This is a genomic window from Manganibacter manganicus (genome assembly GCF_002075885.1).
Classification (GTDB): Bacteria; Pseudomonadota; Alphaproteobacteria; order Rhizobiales; family Rhizobiaceae; genus Mesorhizobium; species Mesorhizobium manganicum.
The window spans coordinates 28,253-45,291 of sequence record NZ_MDET01000013.1 but is presented as its reverse complement, the minus strand read 5'-3'; the positions used below and the strand labels follow the sequence as shown (position 1 = coordinate 45,291).

Below are 17,039 nucleotides of genomic sequence, written 5' to 3'. Positions count from 1 at the left end.
CGATCCGAAGTCGAAACCGCGGAAGGACAAGGCATGTTTGGATTGACCGCCCTTGAACTCGCCCGCATCCAGTTCGGGTTCACGATCTCGTTTCACATCATCTTCCCGGCGATCACGATCGGGCTCGCCAGCTATCTGGCGGTGCTTGAGGGTCTCTGGCTGTGGAAGAAGGACGTGGTCTATCGGGACCTCTACCATTTCTGGTCAAAGATATTCGCCGTCAATTTCGCGATGGGCGTCGTTTCCGGGCTGGTCATGGCCTATCAGTTTGGCACCAACTGGAGTTATTTCTCGTCCTTCGCCGGCAGCATCACCGGCCCGCTGCTTGCCTACGAGGTGTTGACCGCCTTCTTTCTGGAAGCAGGCTTCCTGGGCGTCATGCTGTTCGGCTGGAACAGGGTCGGGCCGGGGCTGCACTTCTTCTCCACCCTTATGGTGGCGCTCGGCACGTTGATATCTGCCACCTGGATTCTTGCCTCCAACAGCTGGATGCAAACGCCGCAGGGCTTCGAGATCATCAACGGCGTCGTGGTGCCGGTGAACTGGTTCGAGGTGATCTTCAATCCCTCGTTCCCCTATCGTCTGGCACATATGACGGTTGCCGCCTTCCTTGCCACCGCACTCTTCGTGAGTGCATCCGGGGCCTGGCATCTCTTGCGCGGCAACGACACGCAGCGTGTGCGCACCATGCTGTCCATGGCGATGTGGATGCTTCTCGTCGTCGCGCCGATCCAGATATTTATCGGGGATCTGCACGGCCTGAATACGCTGAAGCACCAGCCGGCCAAGATCGCGGCGATTGAGGGACACTGGGAAAACACGCCAGGCGAGGGTGTGCCGCTGATCCTGTTCGGATTGCCGGACATGGAGGCCGAGACCACGCGCTACGCCGTGAAGATACCCAATCTCGGCAGCCTGATCCTGACGCACGAATGGAACGGCCAATTTCCGGGGCTCAAGGAATTCGCTCCCGAGGACCGCCCGAATTCGCCTGTGGTGTTCTGGAGCTTCCGCATCATGGTCGGGCTCGGCGTGCTGATGCTGGTGCTCGGTGTCTGGAGCCTATGGTTGCGCTGGCGCGGTGGACTATTCCAGTCGAAGCTCTTCCTGCGGTTTTCGATGTGGATGGGGCCGTCCGGCCTGATCGCTATTCTTGCCGGCTGGTACACGACGGAGATCGGCCGCCAACCCTGGATCGTCTACGGTGTCATGCGCACGAAGGATGCCGTTTCCAACCACTCGGCGCTGGCGCTGTCGACGACGCTGATTGTGTTCATCGTCATGTACGCCATCGTGTTTGGAACTGGCATCAGCTACATGCTCAAGCTTGTGGGCAAGGGGCCCGATGAGAGTGAAGGCGATGCCGATGGCCAAGGCCAGGTGCAGCGTCCGGCTCGGCCGTTGTCGGCCGCGCCGGACAATATCGATCCAGTGAGCCGCTAGGAGGCACGACCATGGGTATCGACCTTCCTCTCTTGTGGGCCATCATCATCGGATTTGGATTGATGATGTATGTCATCATGGACGGATTCGATCTTGGGATAGGTATTGTCTTTCCGTTTGTGCGCAACCGCGAAGATCGGGACGCGATGGTGAATACTGTCGCGCCGGTCTGGGACGGCAACGAAACCTGGCTGGTGTTTGGCGGTGCTGCAATGCTGGCCGTCTTCCCGCTCGCCTATGCCGTCATCCTGAGTGCGCTCTATTTGCCGCTCATGCTGATGCTTGCGGGTCTGATATGGCGTGGCGTTGCGTTCGAGTTCCGCTTCAAGGCCGACGAGGGGCACAAGCCGTTCTGGGACAAAGCCTTCATGTGGGGGTCTTACATCGCTACCTTTTCGCAGGGCGTGGCGCTTGGGGCGTTCATCGATGGCTTCGAGGTCAAGGACGGCGCTTATGCCGGAGGACTGCTCGACTGGCTGTCGCCGTTCAGCCTGTTCACCGGAGTCGGCCTAGTGGTCGGATATGCGCTCCTCGGCGTGACCTGGCTGGTGATGAAGACAGAAGGGAAGCTTCAGGCCCGCATGCGCGAGATTGGCCGGCCGATCACGATCGCGCTTCTTGTGGCAATCGTCGTGGTCAGTCTTTGGACACCCCTGGCCCACCCAGAGGTCGCGGCGCGCTGGTTCGTCCTGCCCAACCTGATTGTGTTCGCCCCAGTGCCGGCGCTTGTGGTTCTAGCGACGTGGGGTCTTTTGAAGACGCTGCGCCGCGATAGCCATACCGCACCTTTCCTGTTGGCCCTGCTGCTGCTTTTCCTGGGCTATACCGGCCTCGGTATCAGCCTCTGGCCCAACATCATTCCACCGGAAATTTCGATTTGGGAAGCGGCTGCCCCAGTGCAAAGCATGGGCTTCACGCTGGTCGGCGCGCTGTTCATCATTCCCTTCATCCTCGTCTATACGGGCTGGTCCTACTATGTCTTCCGCGGCAAGGTGAAGGTGGGCGAGGGCTATCACTGATGGGGGGCGATATGTCCCCGCGAAAAAACTGGCTCAGCCGCATCGGGTGGCTGATCCTGATCTGGGCGGCGAGCATTGCGGTGCTCGCCATCGTGGCGCTGCTGTTTCGCGTATTGATGGGAGCTGCCGGGTTAACAGTTTGAGGTCTGCCCGCTTCCAGTTGTGCATACGCTGACGCCAAACTCGCGGTGCTTCCCGCACATATGTCCGCATAAGCGGCTTCTCAATGGCTGAATATCCCGTCCATACGACCACGATCTCAACGAGGCGCCCGGCATCACCGGCCGCATTCACGTCAATGAAGAAATGCAAGCAATGAGCGTTCAAGCCAATCGGCCAAACGGCGCGCCTGCCGGAGAGAAATTCGAAGCCAGCCTGCGGCTGCTCTCGATACGGCAACCCGCCAGTTTTCACTGCGGCAAATCCTCCCAAGCCTCTGCGATCGATTGACGAGTTTCAAGGTAGCCTCCATTCCTCTAGTCATCATAGGAACTGGAGACGGATAGGCGAGAACCCCAAAAATGGAAGACGGTGTGGCAGGTAACAAAACTACTTCCTCGGAGGCACAGCCGCGGCTCAGATCGGAAAAGCGGCGCGGGCTCATGGTTGCGCTTCCCTTGGCCGTGTTCGTTGCGCTCGCCGTTGTGCTCGGCTGGGGACTGACGCGGAACGCCGATGACATTCCTTCCGCTTTGATTGGCAAGCCGCTACCCGAATTCAACCTATCCCCGGTCAAGGGCCGAACACTGGGCCTTTCGAGCGCCGACCTTAGGGGTCAGGTCTCCCTCTTGAATGTCTTCGCGTCCTGGTGCGTGCCTTGCCGCGAGGAACATCCGCTTTTCATGCAGATCGCACAGGAAGGAATAGTTCCGCTTTATGGTCTCAACTATAAGGATCAGGCCCGAGACGTGGAGAAGTGGCTGAACACCTTGGGCGATCCCTATACGCGCACCGGAGCGGATCTGGACGGTCGGGTAGCAATCGATTGGGGCGTCTACGGAGTACCAGAGACATTCGTCATCGGGTCTGACGGCCGAATAGCCTACAAGCATATCGGTCCGGTGACGCGTGAAACCCTGGACAAGACCATTCTACCGCTTGTGGAGCGCCTTCAGTCAGAAGCAAGGGAGCAGCGGCCATGAAGAAACTTGTGATCGCCCTGCTGAGCGCTATTTTCTACTCCGCGTGGTCAGTGGCGGCAACCGGGGCGCCGTCGAACTTCGCCGTCCATGAATCTCCAAAGCCGGTGTCCGACATCCGTTTCGAGGATGGCGAGGGGAATGATAAGACACTCGCCGATTTCCGAGGGAAAGCGGTCCTGCTCAATGTGTGGGCGACGTGGTGTCTGCCATGCCGCGAGGAGATGCCCACGCTCGACAGGCTTCAGGCAAAGCTGGGCGGCCCTGACTTCGAGGTACTGGCGCTTTCGATGGACCGGGCGGGGCCGGATGCGGTGAGACGGTTCTTTTCTGAAATCGGAATCGAAAATCTTGCCTTGTATATCGATCCCTCGGCCAAATCCATGTTCGCCCTCGGCGTGGTCGGACTGCCGACGACGATTCTGATCGACGGGGAGGGCCGAGAACTCGGCCGACTCGTCGGCCCTGCCGAATGGGACTCGCCGGAGATGGCCGAATTCATCCGCAGCAAAATCACCCGAGACCGGGCAAAGGAAATGAAATGACAGCAACGTCGGGTCGAACTAGTGAAAGGCCGCCTGGCCGTGATGTCATGAATGCCACGAAGTATGATCTCGAAGGCCAACGCGGCCTTGTTTTGGCAGGGGTTGCGGTTGTGGCTGAAGGCCTCGCGTTCAACTGGAGCCGCTAATTGATGCTGGAAATCTCCAACGTTGGTCTGCTGACCGCCTTCGCTGCAGGCATCGTTTCCTTCCTCTCCCCCTGCGTCCTGCCCCTGGTGCCGGGATACGTCTCCTATGTCGCCGGTCAATCTCCCCCGGGCGTGACGCCCGCCGGCGCGGTGGTCTCTCGCCTTCCCGCGCTTGGCCTGGGCGTTTTCTTTGTATTGGGATTCTCCACCGTTTTCATCGTGCTCGGCGCGAGCGCAACCGTCTTGGGTCAACTACTCATAAGCTACCGCTACGAACTGAATCTGGCCGGCGGCGCGATCGTCATCGTGTTCGGCCTTTTTGTAACGGGGCTTATCCAGCCGCCCTGGATGATGAGGGAAGCGCGCTTCTACGCGAGCTTGCCGGGTGGCGGCGTGACGTCGGCCTATGTTCTTGGCCTTGCTTTCGCCTTCGGCTGGACGCCCTGCATTGGTCCGATTCTGGGAGCCATTCTGACGGTCGGGGCGACCTCGGCCACCGTAGCTGACGGCGTGTTGCTGCTGGCCGTCTATTCACTCGGATTGGGAGTTCCCTTCCTGCTTGCAGCTGTGTTCACCAACGTGCTTACCGCGCGCATCAAGACCTTCGGACGGATCGGCAGGATTTTACAGATTCTCGCCGGCGCAGTCATGATCCTGATGGGTGTCGCCATGATTACCGGGTACCTTTCAGCGTTTGCATTCTGGCTGCTCGAGAGTTTTCCTGTCCTATCGCGCATCGGATGATGCCGCTCCGGCGCACGTGGCCGCGACTCACCGCCACGTGCGGCAACCTGCAGCACGCCAGATGCTTGAACCTATAGGTGGTAGAGGTAGCACAGTCGGCCAAATAACCGGAGCTAGCCTGCTGGCGTGGTCGGTAGTCCGAAGCAGCGAGCGAGACTGAGCGATGAACCTAAGACTTTCGAAAAACATCCGCGTCGTGGCCGCCCTGAGCGTGGTATTGGCGTTCATGACGGGACTCGTCGCCTACTCTCCAACGCTCTATCGGCTATTCTGTGACTTGACAGGCTACGGCGGGACGGTGCAGCGAACCGATGCCGCCGCAGGTCCAATATCCACATCAAACGAGACCGTGACGGTCCGCTTCGACGCCAATGTAGGTTCCGGACTTGCCTGGGAGTTCCGACCTGAACAGCGCGAGGTGAAGACCCGCTTCGGTGAGCCCGTGCAGGCCTATTATTATGCAAAGAACCTGTCGTCCGAGACCGTAGTCGGCAGGGCCGTTTTCAACGTAACGCCGTATCAGACAGCTCCCTATTTTTTCAAAATCGAGTGCTTCTGCTTCACGAACCAGAAACTGGAACCAGGTGAGAGCGCGCGCATGCCGCTCGTCCTTTACATCGATGAGCAGATGCTCAAGGACAAGGACACGTCGGGCTTTCGGGCAGTCACGCTCTCCTACACGTTCTACAAGCAGGAGGATCTTTCGTCCGAGGAGGTCGACTCGGCCCGTAATCTCAAAGCCGGATCGCAATCCCTCGACGCTTCGCTGGAGAACGACGGCCCAGCCGGGTTCGACAATGATGCGCCTCGGCGATGAAGGCGTATCCTTCCATGAAAACGCAAGACCAGTTGAGCTTGAGGCGTCGTTTATTAGCTTTGGCAGCACTCGCCTTGATTGTTGCTCCGGGCGTGGCGACAGCACACAGTTACAAGCTCGGCGATATTGCCGTTGGCCATATCTGGGCAGCTCCGCCTGGGAGCGGCGAGAGCATTGCCGTTTATGGACCGATCTTGAACCAGGGGGATACGGTATCCGAATTGACAGGTGCTACAACGCCGGTTGCCGAAGAAGTGCGTATCCGCGTGGCGACGGAGGAAACCGAGCGCTGGATGGATACAGTTGAGCTGGAGCCCGGCAAACCAGTCGCCTTGGCTCCATGGCGCCAGCATCTGTGGCTCACAGGCCTGAAACGGAAGTTGAAGGAAGGCGATTCATTTGAGCTGACCCTCGAATTCGGACGAGCAGGAACTTTGACTGTGCAGGTCGAAATCGAGCCCGAAGGCGGCCATTGATCCAGGAAGTTCTACTGAATGCTGAAGGGCAATTTTCTAGGGCAATGCCACGGGGTGGATGATCATCGGGATGCATTTCCCGGTGCCGATCAATGATCCGAGAATATTATAGGGAGACCCTTTTTAGCGTGCTAAGGCTTGGACTTCCCATCGCACTCCTTTGGTTCGCCGTCGATCAGGCGACGAAGTGGTGGATCCTGAACTATGTCATGAACCCGCCACGCGTGATTCCAGTAACCGGGTTCTTCAATCTCGTCCTTGGGCGCAACACGGGCGTGAGCTTCGGCCTGTTCGGTGAAGCGCGGCCCGGGGTTCTGGTGGCGATCGCGATAGGCATGGTTCTCGCCCTTGTAGTCTGGATGGGCCGCGCCGAAAATCGCTTGACCGCAAGCGCCCTCGGCCTCATCGCGGGCGGAGCTATCGGCAACGTTGTCGATCGGCTGCGTCACGGCGGCGTGACGGACTTCCTGGACTTCTATATTGGCCAGTGGCATTGGCCGTCGTTCAATATGGCGGACGTCGGAATCGTTTGCGGCGCCGGGCTTCTCCTGTTGGAAAGCTTCCTACCTGTAAAGCAGACCGAGCCTTCTCGGACGTGACGAGCTGCGGACTGTGGATTATCGTGGTCGGAAGGCTGCGTGCGCCCCTATCACGGACTGTCTCGGATGCGGATCGCCGATCACGACACACTTCCCTGTCACCAGTGCACTCCGGAAGTCAGCACAACCTTTCCCGCAGCGACAAGGGGCAAAATATATGTTGCTGCCGTCCCATAGAGCGCCTCAGTGATGAGAGGTGCAGCTCCACGGAAGCGGCGGTTTCGGTTTCTTTGCTATATGGATGCGGCTGGTGCCAAACGTACGCCGACGAGCAGCGAGAGAGGACCAGCACCAGGAGGATCAATTATTCTGTGTCTGTCGAAACCGGAGCGCTCCTGATCGGACATTTCCGCACAAACATTTTGCATGATCAGTGTCCCTTACAGCGGTCTCTTATCCGTTGTGGGCGTGTTTTGTTTGCTTGCGAAGAGAGGCGATCACCAATCCCGCAGCGCCGAGCGCGATCGCGATATCGGCAAGATTGAAGGCCGGCCAGTGCCAATCTCCGACATGAAAGTCGATGAAATCCGTGACAGCGCCCCTTTGTATTCTGTCCCAGATATTTGCGATCGCACCGCCGGAAACGAGACCCAATGCAGCGGCCTTCATCAAACTTTTTGTCCCGGACGCCCATGCTAGGAGCAGAAAGGCAATCCCCATGCTGACGCCCATCAGCAGCGCCGGGTATTCGGTAAAGAAGTTCGAGAACATCCCGAACGAGACTCCCGAATCAAAGCCAAGGGTGAGATTGAGGAAGCTGGTTAAAGAAATCAAACGCGGCGGCTGCATTACAAGATCGACGATGATCATTTTCGAGAGGAGATCGAAAGAGACAACGGACAAGATGATGAGGAAAGCCAGCCCAAAGTTTGCTGGTTGGAACTGATATCTTGCCATTTTATGGACCTTCTGGGTCAACGGGAATAAGCGGCCCACAATTTGCAGTCTCCAGTAGCTCGAGGTGCAAGGCGTCGGGGTCAGTCTCGATAAGTATGCTGATCAAGAATGTGGTTCGGCCGCCTACCTTAGCAACGCCGCCAGCGGCAGAATGATGGCGAGCAGAGCAGGCTGGTGAATTAAGTAGATCGCAAGACTGTGACGGCCTAGCCAAGCGAGTGACCGAGTGCCCTTTCCAGACGGTTCTCGAGTTCTGAGCCACTCATCGGCTGACAGTCCGATCGCTAGCTTGGTTAGCGAGACACCTATGAGGGTGAGCCCGACCCAAGGGAAGATCGGCACGAAATCGTTACTGACCGGCGGCTGCTGGGCAAATCCCATCCAGGCGAGCCAGCGCGTGTCGAACATCGGGTTGCTGTAAGAGTAGGAGAAACCAACCATTGCGATGCCGACGACGAGTGTCAACTTCATCGGAAGCGGAAGGAAGAAGACGCCGATCAGGCTGGCCACGCCGATCGCGTGGAGGATGCCGAAATAGATGAAGCTTTGCGGGAAAACGAATTTTGTGACGATCGAGATCGCCAGAGCGGCCGCCGCTATGACGGCAAGTCGCTTCGCAAAGGGCCCCCAGCGGACCTGATTTCGATGGGCGAGCACGAGGCTGACGCCAACCAGCGCCATGAACGTTCCCGCCAGGGTGCGGCCGAAGAGCAGCCACAACGAATGCCTTGATAGCCCGGTAGGAAGAAGCCCGGTGAAATCGAGATCCCAGACCAGATGGAAAATGACGACTCCGGCGATTGCCAGTCCGCGAACCACATCAACAATGATCAGGCGCGAACGCTTCAATTTCGACACGACAACGCTCTTTCCTTCAGAGACCATTCCTGATGGGAGCCCCGACAGCATCTTAAGGATTGAACCAAGGGCCGGGCCCATGGGGGCGTCCAGCCAAAAGCGAACGGAAGTCCAAGGGTATAAGGGCGAGCCGGCCCTGACATGGTCCGCGGCCAAATAGCCTGAAATCCCTGAGAAGCACCGGTACCGCGATCGGACCTGCCATCACGAGGCCAAAGCAAATAAGCAACGCCCCGCCGAAGAAATTTGCGTCGACGTATCGCAGAAGGATGCCGCCGACACACCGGGAGACAATAGAGAGGGCTCCGGCCACGATCGCCGTTAGGAGCCCGACGGCTGAAACATCGATCACCACGCTTGTCGTCCTTCCATTTCCTGATTGCGATCCGAATGCCCAAGCTGTTGGCCACCGAACTAAATGCTCAAGGGACATGAGGTTCAATGGGAGCGAAACCAGACCCACCGTGACATTGCGACGCGCACTTCACGGTGGCGTTAACATTTCATCAAGGTTAACAATCGATTCTCCTTGTGCGTGGGGCATCCGGAGAATGATGTATTGCAGACCAAGTCGAAGGTCGCTTCGGGGCGACGATCATCGAGCGGCCCTCGACGAGCACTGGCGGTTCTCTGCGCAAGCTGGTTCGTGTTCGGCTTTGCCTCACCTACCGGGATCCAAGGTACGAAATCCGCAATAGCGATCGGCACCACACTGGAGCGCTGGGCGACGAATGTCGAGCGAGCTGACGACTGCTCCCATCTGCAGGAACTCCGGCTGCCTGCTCCCGCCTTTTTGGACCAAGTAGGCAACTTCGATCTTGCACGTGGGGATAAACACGTCAGTCTGCGCAACGAACGTGAGGTATTTCCGACGGTTCAGCGTGTAGTTGAAGAGGCTAAAAGGCCAAGACTCATCAGCGTGGCTTCCCGGAAAAGCTTGGACACGCCGATAGATCAACTGGGGTTAGCCTCTCGATTGTTCTCATCGGAAACCGATGTTTCCTATCTGCTCAGAGGATTTGAAACACAACCTGATCCAGAAATGCTGACGGGTCGATCTGCTTTTCATAACCCCACGGACGACCGTCTTGTCGGTGTACCACCGATTCTTGCCAATCTGGTCAACAACGACGGCGCCGATATCCTCGCCACTGCCTATGCCCCAACAGACGAATTCCACGCATCCACGAATGCCTTCGACGCACTGCTCGGCACTGATGGGGAAGCGGGTCGCTTCGTTCCGCCCATCGCGGAGGGTGACCACGAATGGATGAAGCAACCTCTACCGCCGTCGGTCTTTTCATCCGCCGAACAAAAATGTCTTGCCACAGCCATCTATTTCGAGGCGCGGGGCGAAGAGGTGAGGGGCCAGGCCGCGGTCACGCAAGTGATCCTCAATCGGGTCCGCAACCCTGCATATCCGGCAAGTGTCTGCGACGTCGTCTACCAGAATGACAGCTGGATCAACAAATGCCAGTTTTCTTTTGCCTGCGACGGCATTCCGGATGTCATCGCCGACAGGCGGGCCTATCGCCTCGCCAAGGATGTGGCCATGGCGGTGACTGGCGGGAAGATCTTCTTGCCCGAGGTGGCATCATCAACCCACTACAATGCGACTTATGTCAATCCGAGTTGGGCTCGTTCCATGGAGCGCATGACTCAAATTGGCTCGCATATTTTCTACCGCACTTTTGGCGGTGGGTGGAGTTAAACGAGTGTTACAGTCGATGCATGCCAAATCACCAATCGAGCGAAAAAGAACATTTGTAACCTGGCTGCTGGCTCCGGCGTGGCTCACCATACTCATAGCAACGCAACCCGAAGGGTTTGAAACGCTAGCCTATAGATTTGTCGAGTTTCTCGGGTTCTTTCTGGTTTTCGCTGCTGTTCTTGGAAGGCTGTGGTGCACCTTATATATTGGTGGCCGGAAGGACTTGGATATCTGCCGAAGCGGACCATATTCCCTTAGCCGAAATCCACTCTACTTTTCTTCCTTTCTTGGTCTGGTTGGAGTATGTCTCGCTGCGCAGAATATTTTTCTAATGGTTGTAAGCGCAGGCGTATTTCTTTTATACTATCGGCCGGTTATCATAAAAGAGGCTTATGGGTCTCTTTGGAGATGATTATCTTTTGTACATGGCCAAAGTTCCTCGCTTCTTCCCTCTCCTTGTTTCGCCCGAGAGCGAAGACACGGTCGTTGTTCATTCGCGTGCATTTGTCCGGTCACTGACGGATGTTTCCTGGTTTCTCGTCGCCATCGTCGGGATTGAGGTGATTGAAGAGCTACGCCAAGCGGCTGTTATTTCCGGCTGGCAACTCCCGTTATAGACAACGCGACCACACGTTGTCGTTGTTGCCGCCGTCTCCGATGGGAGGGAGGGAGCGCCAGATGCAAATGAGTATTAAGTTCTTATCCATCTGAATTAATTTGACTTTTCGAAGGCCCATTCTATCTCCCAACCAATCGGGGAGTGGTCGCCGCGTTCGCGCGGGACTGCGTCAACAAGCTTGCGCACTTGCGCATGGCGCGGTCAGCGGCCATCGGCAAGCCGCCTGTCAGCGAAGCGTTGCGAACGGGCTTGATCTTCGGCATCGTTGAGGCGCTCACGCCTGCCATCGGCTGGACCGCCGGCGTGACCGTCAGCCGCTACGTGCAAACGATCGATCATTGGATCGCCTTCATCCTCCTTTCTGGCGTGGGAATCCATATGCTCTACGTGGCGTTCCAGGGTTCCGCCGACACCGCGCCAAAGGGAAGATCGGTCGCCGCCCTCATCGCGACGGCAGTTGGAACCAGCATCGACGCGATGGCGGTTGGTGCTTCCCTCGCATTTCTTCAGGTCAACATTATCGTCATCGCGATAGCGATCGGGCTCGCGACCTTCGCGATGTCCTCCGGCGGGATGCTTGTCGGAAGGCTGATTGGCAACCGGCTCGGGAAAGTGGCCGAACTGGTAGCAGGTCTGGTTTTTTGCGGCTTAGGCACAATGATCCTGATCGAACACATGTCGTAATATGAAGGGCCTGCATCAGGATAGGTGCCTGCAAAGTGTTACAACGTTGCAGCGCCGTCGCTTTCAGACCGCATATTGCGACATTTGCACACTTGAACATCACCCTGCTGGAGGTCCTACTTTGGTCACTCAGACGCAGTTTGCGTACCCATACAAGTTGATTGCTAGGAGACCATAAATGCTAGAAACGTCGCAAGGACCAGGCGAGAGAGGTCACGGGCTCCTTTGCCCGCTTTGCAGGACCGATCTCGTTATGAGCGAGCGCCAAGGCATCGAGATTGACTATTGCCCGAAATGCCGAGGCGTGTGGCTTGATCGGGGCGAACTGGACAAAATCATCGAGCGTAATATGGCCGAGGACAATCAGCACGGTCAGCTGCAGCCAAGTCGCGGACGCGCGCAAGCCTCCCCCCGCGACACATCCGGCAATTGCCGCGACGACCATCGTCGGAACTACGGCGATCATGATCGCCATGGCGGCACCACGGTCGACGGCATGGGTCGTTTCTCAGTCGGTTGTTCGACTAGCACCGAAGGAGCGGGATGATGAAGGCTGCGCGCATCGGACGGTTCTACACCTTCGCCATGTTGGTCGCTTCCTCGCCAGCGTTCGCTCAGTCGGTCGATCGCGCTGAAGTCGAGAAGATCGTCCGCGAATACATCTTGCAGAATCCCGAGATCATCGAGGATGCGCTAACGGAACTTGAAACACGAGCTCAGGCAACTCAGGCTCAGGCCAGGTCCCAAGCGATATTGGCTGAGGCAGATGCGCTGCTCCGCTCCGGCGACGATGTGATTCTGGGAAATCCAGATGGGGATGTCACGCTGGTCGAATTCTTCGACTTCAATTGCGGCTACTGCAAACGCGCGGCGCCTGACGTGAAGGCACTTGTGGCGGAAGATTCCAAGTTGCGGATCGTCTTGAAGGATTTCCCCATTCTTGGACCGGGTTCGGTCGAGGCAGCGAAAGTAGCTCTTGCCGTAAAGCGCTTGGAAGGTAATGCGAAAGCCCGCGATTTCCATGTCAGATTGATGGAAATGCAAGGGCAAATAAACGCTGGCCGCGCCCTGGACCTGGCCGAGGACATGGGGCTCGACCGGAAGCGAATTTCAGAAGAGATGGCTACCCCGGCGATCGAGGCGATCATCTCGACAAACCTCGCACTGGCGCAGCGACTTGGCCTTACAGGCACGCCCTCGTTCATTGCAGGAGACCAGATAATCCAAGGGGCTGTCGGAAAGAAGCCTCTTGCGGACGCGATCGAAACCGCCCGTCAAAAGTGAGCATCTTGCAGGTTACGGCTTCGCCCGATCAGACAACAATCGCTGAATAATGATCTCGGCATCGTCTCCGGCACCCATGATTAATGCCGATGCGCGGTTGCGTTGCCACGGCCTGCCTACAAAGTAGATGCCTTTTGCGGGTGAAACCCCGGCTTCGTGCAGAAAAGTTCCGTCGGAGCTTTTCGCTCCCTTGATGTCAAGCCAGAAACTATCGTCCCGATAGCCAGCAGCCCAGATGACCGTTCGGATGATTGCCGACGTTCCATCTGCAAACCGGGCCTCTGTGCCGGATGCTTCGGCAAGGCGTGACACGACCCGTATACCCCGTCGCGTCAGACTGTCGATGCTTCTGTCCCTGTCCGGAATGGCGTCTGATTGTCGAAGCTTCCTGCCAATCCGCGAATCTCCAGGGGCCTTCAGAACGCCAAGCAGATTTAGCCACCACCAGATGGATTTGCCCAGCAGACGTTCGGGAAAGAGCTTGCGCGGCTTGCCCGTCGCCAGCATGACGGGCTGGAGTCGGCTCACTTCCACGGCGATATCCCGTCCGCTTGCCCCATCCCCGACGACCAGAACCGGCCCGTAGGGCAATTGTCTGGGACTGCGGTAGGTTTCGGTGGTTAGCTGGAGGACCTCGTGCCCGAACCAGACTGCAAGCTTGGGAACAAGCGCCAACTGAAGCGCTCCAGCTGCCACGATCACCTCGCTGGCGATGATCCTTGAGCCGTCGTCCAGCGCAGCGCCGAAACCGCCGTCGCTGGCGTTCACAAGGCGAGTCACGCGCCGGCCAAGTAGGACTGGCAGTTGAAACCGCGCAGCGTATGTTTCGAGATAGTCGGCGAACTCGTCGCGGCTCGCATAAAGTTCCCGGTTGCCGGGCAGGTCCAGTCCTGGCAATGCGCTGAACTGGCGCGGTGTGAAAAGCGAGAGCGAATCATAACGTGCCCGCCAACTGTCACCGACACGTCGATGGCCGTCGACGATCTCGAATGGCACCCCGGCTTTCTTCAGGTGGAATCCTGTGGCAAGGCCAGCCTGTCCGGCCCCGATGACAAGGACAAGATTACGCATCAAGATACAACGACGACTTGTGCTCCGGACGGCACACGTTCGTAAAAGTCCTCCACATGCTCGTTGACCATCCGGATGCAACCATTCGAGACGGCCTTGCCGATGGTCCAGGGTTCCGTCGTGCCGTGGATGCGGTAAAGCGTGTCCCGGCCGTTGCGATAGAGGTACAGGGCGCGCGACCCCAACGGATTATTCGGCCCTCCGGGCACGCCACTCGCATAGCGGGCATATTTCTTGGGATCGCGGCGGATCATATTGTCGGTCGGACGCCAAGGTGGCCATTTCGCCTTGCGGCCGATGATCGCCGAACCCGAAAAAGCCAGGCCGGCCTTGCCGACGCCGATCCCGTAGCGACGAGCGAAGCCAGCCTCTTCGACCAGATACAGATATTTCTCGCGTGGAACAACGACGATTGTTCCTGCCGGGTAGTCATAAGGCGTCCTCACCACCTGCGGAAGGAAGCGTTCCTCCAGCACGAACTTGCGCTTGGTCCCCTTCGCCAAAGCCTGCCCTGGTGCAGCCAGAAAGGCGATCATGCCAAGAAAAAACACCCGTCTGCCAATCCCGACGGACGACGTTGCGCAGGCGGCGTTCTTGCAATCAGTGTTCATGGCCATCCTCCGCCTCGGGAGGGGTTACGTCCGGGACAAGCTTCTCCACCTTTGCGACCCCCCGCAGTTCCGAAATGATCCGTCTTTCCTCCGAGGCTTCGAGCGCTTGCCGGATCTGTGGTGCTATTGCATCGAAAGCCGGGGCAGGGCGATTGCGTGCCTCCTCGAGCAAAACGACGTGGAAGCCGAAGGCGCTGGCAACCGGTGTCTGCGTGAACTCTCCGGGTTGGAGCTGGGCCGCCGCCGCGCCAATTTCGGGCACGACTTGTCCTTCGGCGACGAAGCCGAGGTCTCCGCCATTGACTTTGGAGACCTCGTCCGCCGAACGCTCCTGCGCGAGCTCTGTAAAAGTCAGCCCACCCTTCAACGCTCCGATGACTTCGAGAGCATCGCTTTCGCTGCGAAGCAGTATGTGTCGAAGCCGACGCTCCAGAACCGGCGGGATCTTCGCCGCCTCTTCGTCATATGCTGCCCTGACGGTTGCATCCGTTACGGCCGCAGCCACGCGTTGCTCCAGGAACAGTGAGCGCAGCGTTTGAGCCTCGAAGAACGCCAATTGCCGTTTGTAGGCATCTTGTTCGGCCACGTTTGCCGCACGCGCTGCGTCGGCCACGATCTTGAGCTCGATCAGGGCATCGACGAGCACGGAGCGTTTCGCATCCTCGGGCATCTGACCGAGCTGCTGCGAATACATCTGCTCGGCAATGGAAAGGTCGTCCGCAGTTATGTCCAGGCCGTTGACGCGGCCGACAACGTCGGCGTCCTGTGCTCGGGCGATCGGCCCGAAAGACAATGATATCGAGAGGATTGTCGCGCCGATAAGAAGGCGGCTCTTCCATCCCCTACATTTGATCCTGCTGGCCATAGAACCCTCCCTACTGCTTGGCGGCAGCGATCAGCGGATCGATAATCTCGCTGAAGCGCTCGATGCTGAGGGTACCCTTCTGCATCTCGCCATTGATGAAAAATGTGGGCGTGGAATCAACGCCGAAGGATTTGCCCGCATCCGTAACGGCAGTGACTTGCTCGAGCAGTGCCTGGTCTTGAAGGCACTTCTCGAAGTCGGCGGTGCTCATTCCGGTCATGCCCATGACCGACTTGAGCGCACCCGTCCCGTCAGCTACCCGCGCCCAATTGTCCTGGGTTCGATAGAGCAGATCGATGGTGGGATACCATTTGTCGTCGCCCACGCACCGCGCCAGCATGAAGCCAGCCGACGATCGCGGATCGAAGGAGAACTCCCGCATTATGAATCGAACCTGGCCGGCATCGACATACTTCTTCTTAAGCTCCGGCCACACGTTCACATGAAAAGTGCGACAATGCGGACAAGTCAGAGAAGCATATTCGATGATTGTGACGGGGGCATCGTCAGGCCCGAAGCTCTTCTCGGGAAGTGGTCCCGGCTCCAACAATGCCTCGGGCGTCGGCTGCGCAGATAGCAGTGCAGGATAGCTTGCGACCACGCCCGTGGCAGCGATGCCTAAAATTAGATTGCGACGTTTCATGTCGAGGTCCTTTCGTGAGGACAAGGTTGTGCAAGCTCTAGCAACTTGAGAGGCAAGAGACTTCTGTTAAGCAAAGACTCGGGTGCCACCACGGACGACAATCGGAGTGGGCGTAACAACGCGGTCATAGAGGTCTATGATGTCCTGGTTCATCAACCGGACGCAGCCGCTGGAAACCGCCTTGCCGATAGTCCAGTATTCCGGTGTGCCGTGCAGTCGATAGAGCGTGTCTTCGCCGTTCTGGAAGATGTAGAGCGCTCTCGCACCAAGCGGATTGTTGAGCCCGGGCGGTCGGCCACCGTTTTCAGCGCTCCACTTTTCAAGCTCGGGCTGGCGCGCAATCATCTCGGCAGGAGGCGTCCACTTGGGCCATCTCTGCTTCCATTGGATCACGCCTGCGCCAGACCACTCGAAGCCCTGTCGGCCCAGGCCGACGCCATATCGCATCGCCTTGCCGCCAGCGCGGACGAGATAGAGGTAAAAGGATCGCGTATCGACGACGATTGTGCCGGGACGTTCGCCGGTCGGATCGTCGACGAGCTGCCTGTAGAAGCGCTTGTCGACCTTGGACAGATCGACGGCCGGAATTGGAAAATCCTCTTCCGGCATTGCCCGGTACATCGACACATAGGATGAGTCCATCGCGGGCTTGATCGGCGCCGACCCCTCATCCTGGTTCCCGCTAGTCGAGCAGGCGGACAAAGCCAGTCCGCTGGCGGTCGCCGCGCTCAGGCTCAGGAACCGTCGCCGGGAGAATTGTATTCTTACGTTTCTTAGGGGCACTGTTACGCTCGCAGTAGGTCATCGGAATCCAGCGTTTGCATGGCAAGCGCTATGGTTGGGGATGCAACGACCTATCGAGCGCATA

The 17,039-nt window shown here is 58.1% G+C and carries 22 protein-coding genes; 15 read left to right on the top strand and 7 right to left on the bottom strand.

From position 1 onward, the window contains the following. Positions 1 to 33: 33 nt before the first annotated feature. The 9 genes from BFN67_RS10520 (at position 34) to lspA (BFN67_RS10480) (ending at position 6,928) form a co-directional block, all read left to right on the top strand. A complete protein-coding gene (locus tag BFN67_RS10520; RefSeq protein ID WP_080919580.1) occupies positions 34 to 1,443 on the top strand; it encodes a cytochrome ubiquinol oxidase subunit I in 1,410 nt (469 codons plus the stop codon). 11 nt (positions 1,444 to 1,454) lie between these two features. Beyond that, entirely contained in the window at positions 1,455 to 2,462 is a 1,008-nt protein-coding gene (gene cydB / locus BFN67_RS10515; protein ID WP_080919579.1) for a cytochrome d ubiquinol oxidase subunit II, read from the top strand. A gap of 11 nt (positions 2,463 to 2,473) precedes the next feature. Then, positions 2,474 to 2,605, top strand: a complete 132-nt coding sequence (locus BFN67_RS10510) for a DUF2474 domain-containing protein (RefSeq protein WP_245295224.1) — start codon at positions 2,474 to 2,476, stop codon at positions 2,603 to 2,605. 459 nt (positions 2,606 to 3,064) lie between these two features. Beyond that, positions 3,065 to 3,604, top strand: a complete 540-nt coding sequence (locus BFN67_RS10505; RefSeq protein WP_139789123.1) for a DsbE family thiol:disulfide interchange protein — start codon at positions 3,065 to 3,067, stop codon at positions 3,602 to 3,604. Next, a complete protein-coding gene (locus BFN67_RS10500; protein ID WP_080919576.1) occupies positions 3,601 to 4,146 on the top strand; it encodes a TlpA family protein disulfide reductase in 546 nt (181 codons plus the stop codon). Before BFN67_RS10505 ends, BFN67_RS10500 begins: the two co-directional genes overlap by 4 nt. A 149-nt stretch (positions 4,147 to 4,295) precedes the next feature. After that, entirely contained in the window at positions 4,296 to 5,036 is a 741-nt protein-coding gene (locus BFN67_RS10495; protein ID WP_192856801.1) for a cytochrome c biogenesis CcdA family protein, read from the top strand. A gap of 163 nt (positions 5,037 to 5,199) precedes the next feature. After that, on the top strand, positions 5,200 to 5,853 hold the full coding sequence (locus BFN67_RS10490) for a cytochrome c oxidase assembly protein (protein WP_080919575.1): 654 nt from the start codon (positions 5,200 to 5,202) through the stop codon (positions 5,851 to 5,853). 14 nt (positions 5,854 to 5,867) lie between these two features. Further along, on the top strand, positions 5,868 to 6,329 hold the full coding sequence (locus tag BFN67_RS10485; protein ID WP_158083503.1) for a copper chaperone PCu(A)C: 462 nt from the start codon (positions 5,868 to 5,870) through the stop codon (positions 6,327 to 6,329). 92 nt (positions 6,330 to 6,421) lie between these two features. After that, the gene (gene lspA / locus BFN67_RS10480; RefSeq protein ID WP_245295222.1) at positions 6,422 to 6,928 is read left to right on the top strand and encodes a signal peptidase II; all 507 of its coding nucleotides are present in this window, start codon (positions 6,422 to 6,424) and stop codon (positions 6,926 to 6,928) included. Between the two features lie 393 nt (positions 6,929 to 7,321). Here the strand turns inward: lspA (BFN67_RS10480) and lspA (BFN67_RS10475) are convergent, their stop codons facing one another. Next, complete coding sequence (gene lspA, locus BFN67_RS10475) at positions 7,322 to 7,825, bottom strand: signal peptidase II (RefSeq protein WP_080919633.1); 504 nt, start codon at positions 7,823 to 7,825, stop codon at positions 7,322 to 7,324. Positions 7,826 to 7,948: 123 nt separating this feature from the next. Then, positions 7,949 to 8,764 carry an acetyltransferase domain-containing protein gene (locus BFN67_RS10470; protein WP_245295221.1) on the bottom strand — a complete coding sequence of 272 codons (816 nt, stop codon included), beginning with the start codon at positions 8,762 to 8,764 and terminating at the stop codon, positions 7,949 to 7,951. Between the two features lie 478 nt (positions 8,765 to 9,242). On the opposite strand from BFN67_RS10470, the gene BFN67_RS24815 reads away from it, so the two are divergent. From BFN67_RS24815 to BFN67_RS10440, 6 genes are all read left to right on the top strand, one after another. Then, the gene (locus BFN67_RS24815; protein WP_080919631.1) at positions 9,243 to 10,394 is read left to right on the top strand and encodes a cell wall hydrolase; all 1,152 of its coding nucleotides are present in this window, start codon (positions 9,243 to 9,245) and stop codon (positions 10,392 to 10,394) included. A 16-nt stretch (positions 10,395 to 10,410) separates the two neighbouring features. After that, positions 10,411 to 10,806 (top strand): methyltransferase family protein, encoded by a 396-nt coding sequence (locus BFN67_RS23980; protein WP_139789135.1) that lies wholly within the window; start codon positions 10,411 to 10,413, stop codon positions 10,804 to 10,806. Further along, the gene (locus BFN67_RS23975; RefSeq protein ID WP_139789122.1) at positions 10,787 to 11,011 is read left to right on the top strand and encodes a hypothetical protein; all 225 of its coding nucleotides are present in this window, start codon (positions 10,787 to 10,789) and stop codon (positions 11,009 to 11,011) included. Before BFN67_RS23980 ends, BFN67_RS23975 begins: the two co-directional genes overlap by 20 nt. Positions 11,012 to 11,205: 194 nt before the next feature. Continuing rightward, positions 11,206 to 11,697, top strand: coding sequence for a manganese efflux pump MntP (locus BFN67_RS10450; RefSeq protein ID WP_080919630.1), 492 nt, complete (start codon positions 11,206 to 11,208; stop codon positions 11,695 to 11,697). 178 nt (positions 11,698 to 11,875) lie between these two features. Continuing rightward, positions 11,876 to 12,244 carry a TFIIB-type zinc ribbon-containing protein gene (locus tag BFN67_RS10445; RefSeq protein WP_204842138.1) on the top strand — a complete coding sequence of 123 codons (369 nt, stop codon included), beginning with the start codon at positions 11,876 to 11,878 and terminating at the stop codon, positions 12,242 to 12,244. Next, positions 12,241 to 12,981 carry a DsbA family protein gene (locus BFN67_RS10440; RefSeq protein ID WP_245295220.1) on the top strand — a complete coding sequence of 247 codons (741 nt, stop codon included), beginning with the start codon at positions 12,241 to 12,243 and terminating at the stop codon, positions 12,979 to 12,981. Before BFN67_RS10445 ends, BFN67_RS10440 begins: the two co-directional genes overlap by 4 nt. Before the next feature lie 12 nt (positions 12,982 to 12,993). Here the strand turns inward: BFN67_RS10440 and BFN67_RS10435 are convergent, their stop codons facing one another. The 5 genes from BFN67_RS10435 to BFN67_RS10415 form a co-directional block, all read right to left on the bottom strand. Then, complete coding sequence (locus tag BFN67_RS10435) at positions 12,994 to 14,052, bottom strand: flavin-containing monooxygenase (protein ID WP_080919573.1); 1,059 nt, start codon at positions 14,050 to 14,052, stop codon at positions 12,994 to 12,996. Then, a complete protein-coding gene (locus BFN67_RS10430; RefSeq protein WP_425349767.1) occupies positions 14,052 to 14,663 on the bottom strand; it encodes a L,D-transpeptidase in 612 nt (203 codons plus the stop codon). Before BFN67_RS10430 ends, BFN67_RS10435 begins: the two co-directional genes overlap by 1 nt. Next, on the bottom strand, positions 14,653 to 15,528 hold the full coding sequence (locus tag BFN67_RS10425) for a peptidylprolyl isomerase (protein ID WP_080919571.1): 876 nt from the start codon (positions 15,526 to 15,528) through the stop codon (positions 14,653 to 14,655). Before BFN67_RS10425 ends, BFN67_RS10430 begins: the two co-directional genes overlap by 11 nt. A gap of 10 nt (positions 15,529 to 15,538) precedes the next feature. Further along, positions 15,539 to 16,171, bottom strand: coding sequence for a DsbA family protein (locus tag BFN67_RS10420; RefSeq protein WP_080919570.1), 633 nt, complete (start codon positions 16,169 to 16,171; stop codon positions 15,539 to 15,541). 66 nt (positions 16,172 to 16,237) lie between these two features. Beyond that, entirely contained in the window at positions 16,238 to 16,954 is a 717-nt protein-coding gene (locus tag BFN67_RS10415) for a L,D-transpeptidase (protein ID WP_245295219.1), read from the bottom strand. Positions 16,955 to 17,039 lie beyond the last annotated feature (85 nt).

Coding starts and splice junctions, on each gene's coding strand:
- lspA (WP_245295222.1), top strand. CDS start 6,422: ATGATCCGAGAATATTATAGGGAGACCCTTTTTAGCGTGCTAAGGCTT.
- BFN67_RS10500 (WP_080919576.1), top strand. CDS start 3,601: ATGAAGAAACTTGTGATCGCCCTGCTGAGCGCTATTTTCTACTCCGCG.
- BFN67_RS23975 (WP_139789122.1), top strand. CDS start 10,787: ATGGGTCTCTTTGGAGATGATTATCTTTTGTACATGGCCAAAGTTCCT.
- BFN67_RS10430 (WP_425349767.1), bottom strand. CDS start 14,663: ATGAACACTGATTGCAAGAACGCCGCCTGCGCAACGTCGTCCGTCGGG.
- BFN67_RS10425 (WP_080919571.1), bottom strand. CDS start 15,528: ATGGCCAGCAGGATCAAATGTAGGGGATGGAAGAGCCGCCTTCTTATC.
- BFN67_RS10495 (WP_192856801.1), top strand. CDS start 4,296: ATGCTGGAAATCTCCAACGTTGGTCTGCTGACCGCCTTCGCTGCAGGC.
- cydB (WP_080919579.1), top strand. CDS start 1,455: ATGGGTATCGACCTTCCTCTCTTGTGGGCCATCATCATCGGATTTGGA.
- BFN67_RS10470 (WP_245295221.1), bottom strand. CDS start 8,764: ATGGGCCCGGCCCTTGGTTCAATCCTTAAGATGCTGTCGGGGCTCCCA.
- BFN67_RS10485 (WP_158083503.1), top strand. CDS start 5,868: ATGAAAACGCAAGACCAGTTGAGCTTGAGGCGTCGTTTATTAGCTTTG.
- BFN67_RS10505 (WP_139789123.1), top strand. CDS start 3,065: ATGGTTGCGCTTCCCTTGGCCGTGTTCGTTGCGCTCGCCGTTGTGCTC.
- BFN67_RS10445 (WP_204842138.1), top strand. CDS start 11,876: ATGCTAGAAACGTCGCAAGGACCAGGCGAGAGAGGTCACGGGCTCCTT.
- BFN67_RS10450 (WP_080919630.1), top strand. CDS start 11,206: ATGGCGCGGTCAGCGGCCATCGGCAAGCCGCCTGTCAGCGAAGCGTTG.
- BFN67_RS10440 (WP_245295220.1), top strand. CDS start 12,241: ATGATGAAGGCTGCGCGCATCGGACGGTTCTACACCTTCGCCATGTTG.
- BFN67_RS10435 (WP_080919573.1), bottom strand. CDS start 14,052: ATGCGTAATCTTGTCCTTGTCATCGGGGCCGGACAGGCTGGCCTTGCC.
- BFN67_RS23980 (WP_139789135.1), top strand. CDS start 10,411: ATGCATGCCAAATCACCAATCGAGCGAAAAAGAACATTTGTAACCTGG.
- BFN67_RS10520 (WP_080919580.1), top strand. CDS start 34: ATGTTTGGATTGACCGCCCTTGAACTCGCCCGCATCCAGTTCGGGTTC.
- BFN67_RS10420 (WP_080919570.1), bottom strand. CDS start 16,171: ATGAAACGTCGCAATCTAATTTTAGGCATCGCTGCCACGGGCGTGGTC.
- BFN67_RS10510 (WP_245295224.1), top strand. CDS start 2,474: ATGTCCCCGCGAAAAAACTGGCTCAGCCGCATCGGGTGGCTGATCCTG.
- BFN67_RS10490 (WP_080919575.1), top strand. CDS start 5,200: ATGAACCTAAGACTTTCGAAAAACATCCGCGTCGTGGCCGCCCTGAGC.
- lspA (WP_080919633.1), bottom strand. CDS start 7,825: ATGGCAAGATATCAGTTCCAACCAGCAAACTTTGGGCTGGCTTTCCTC.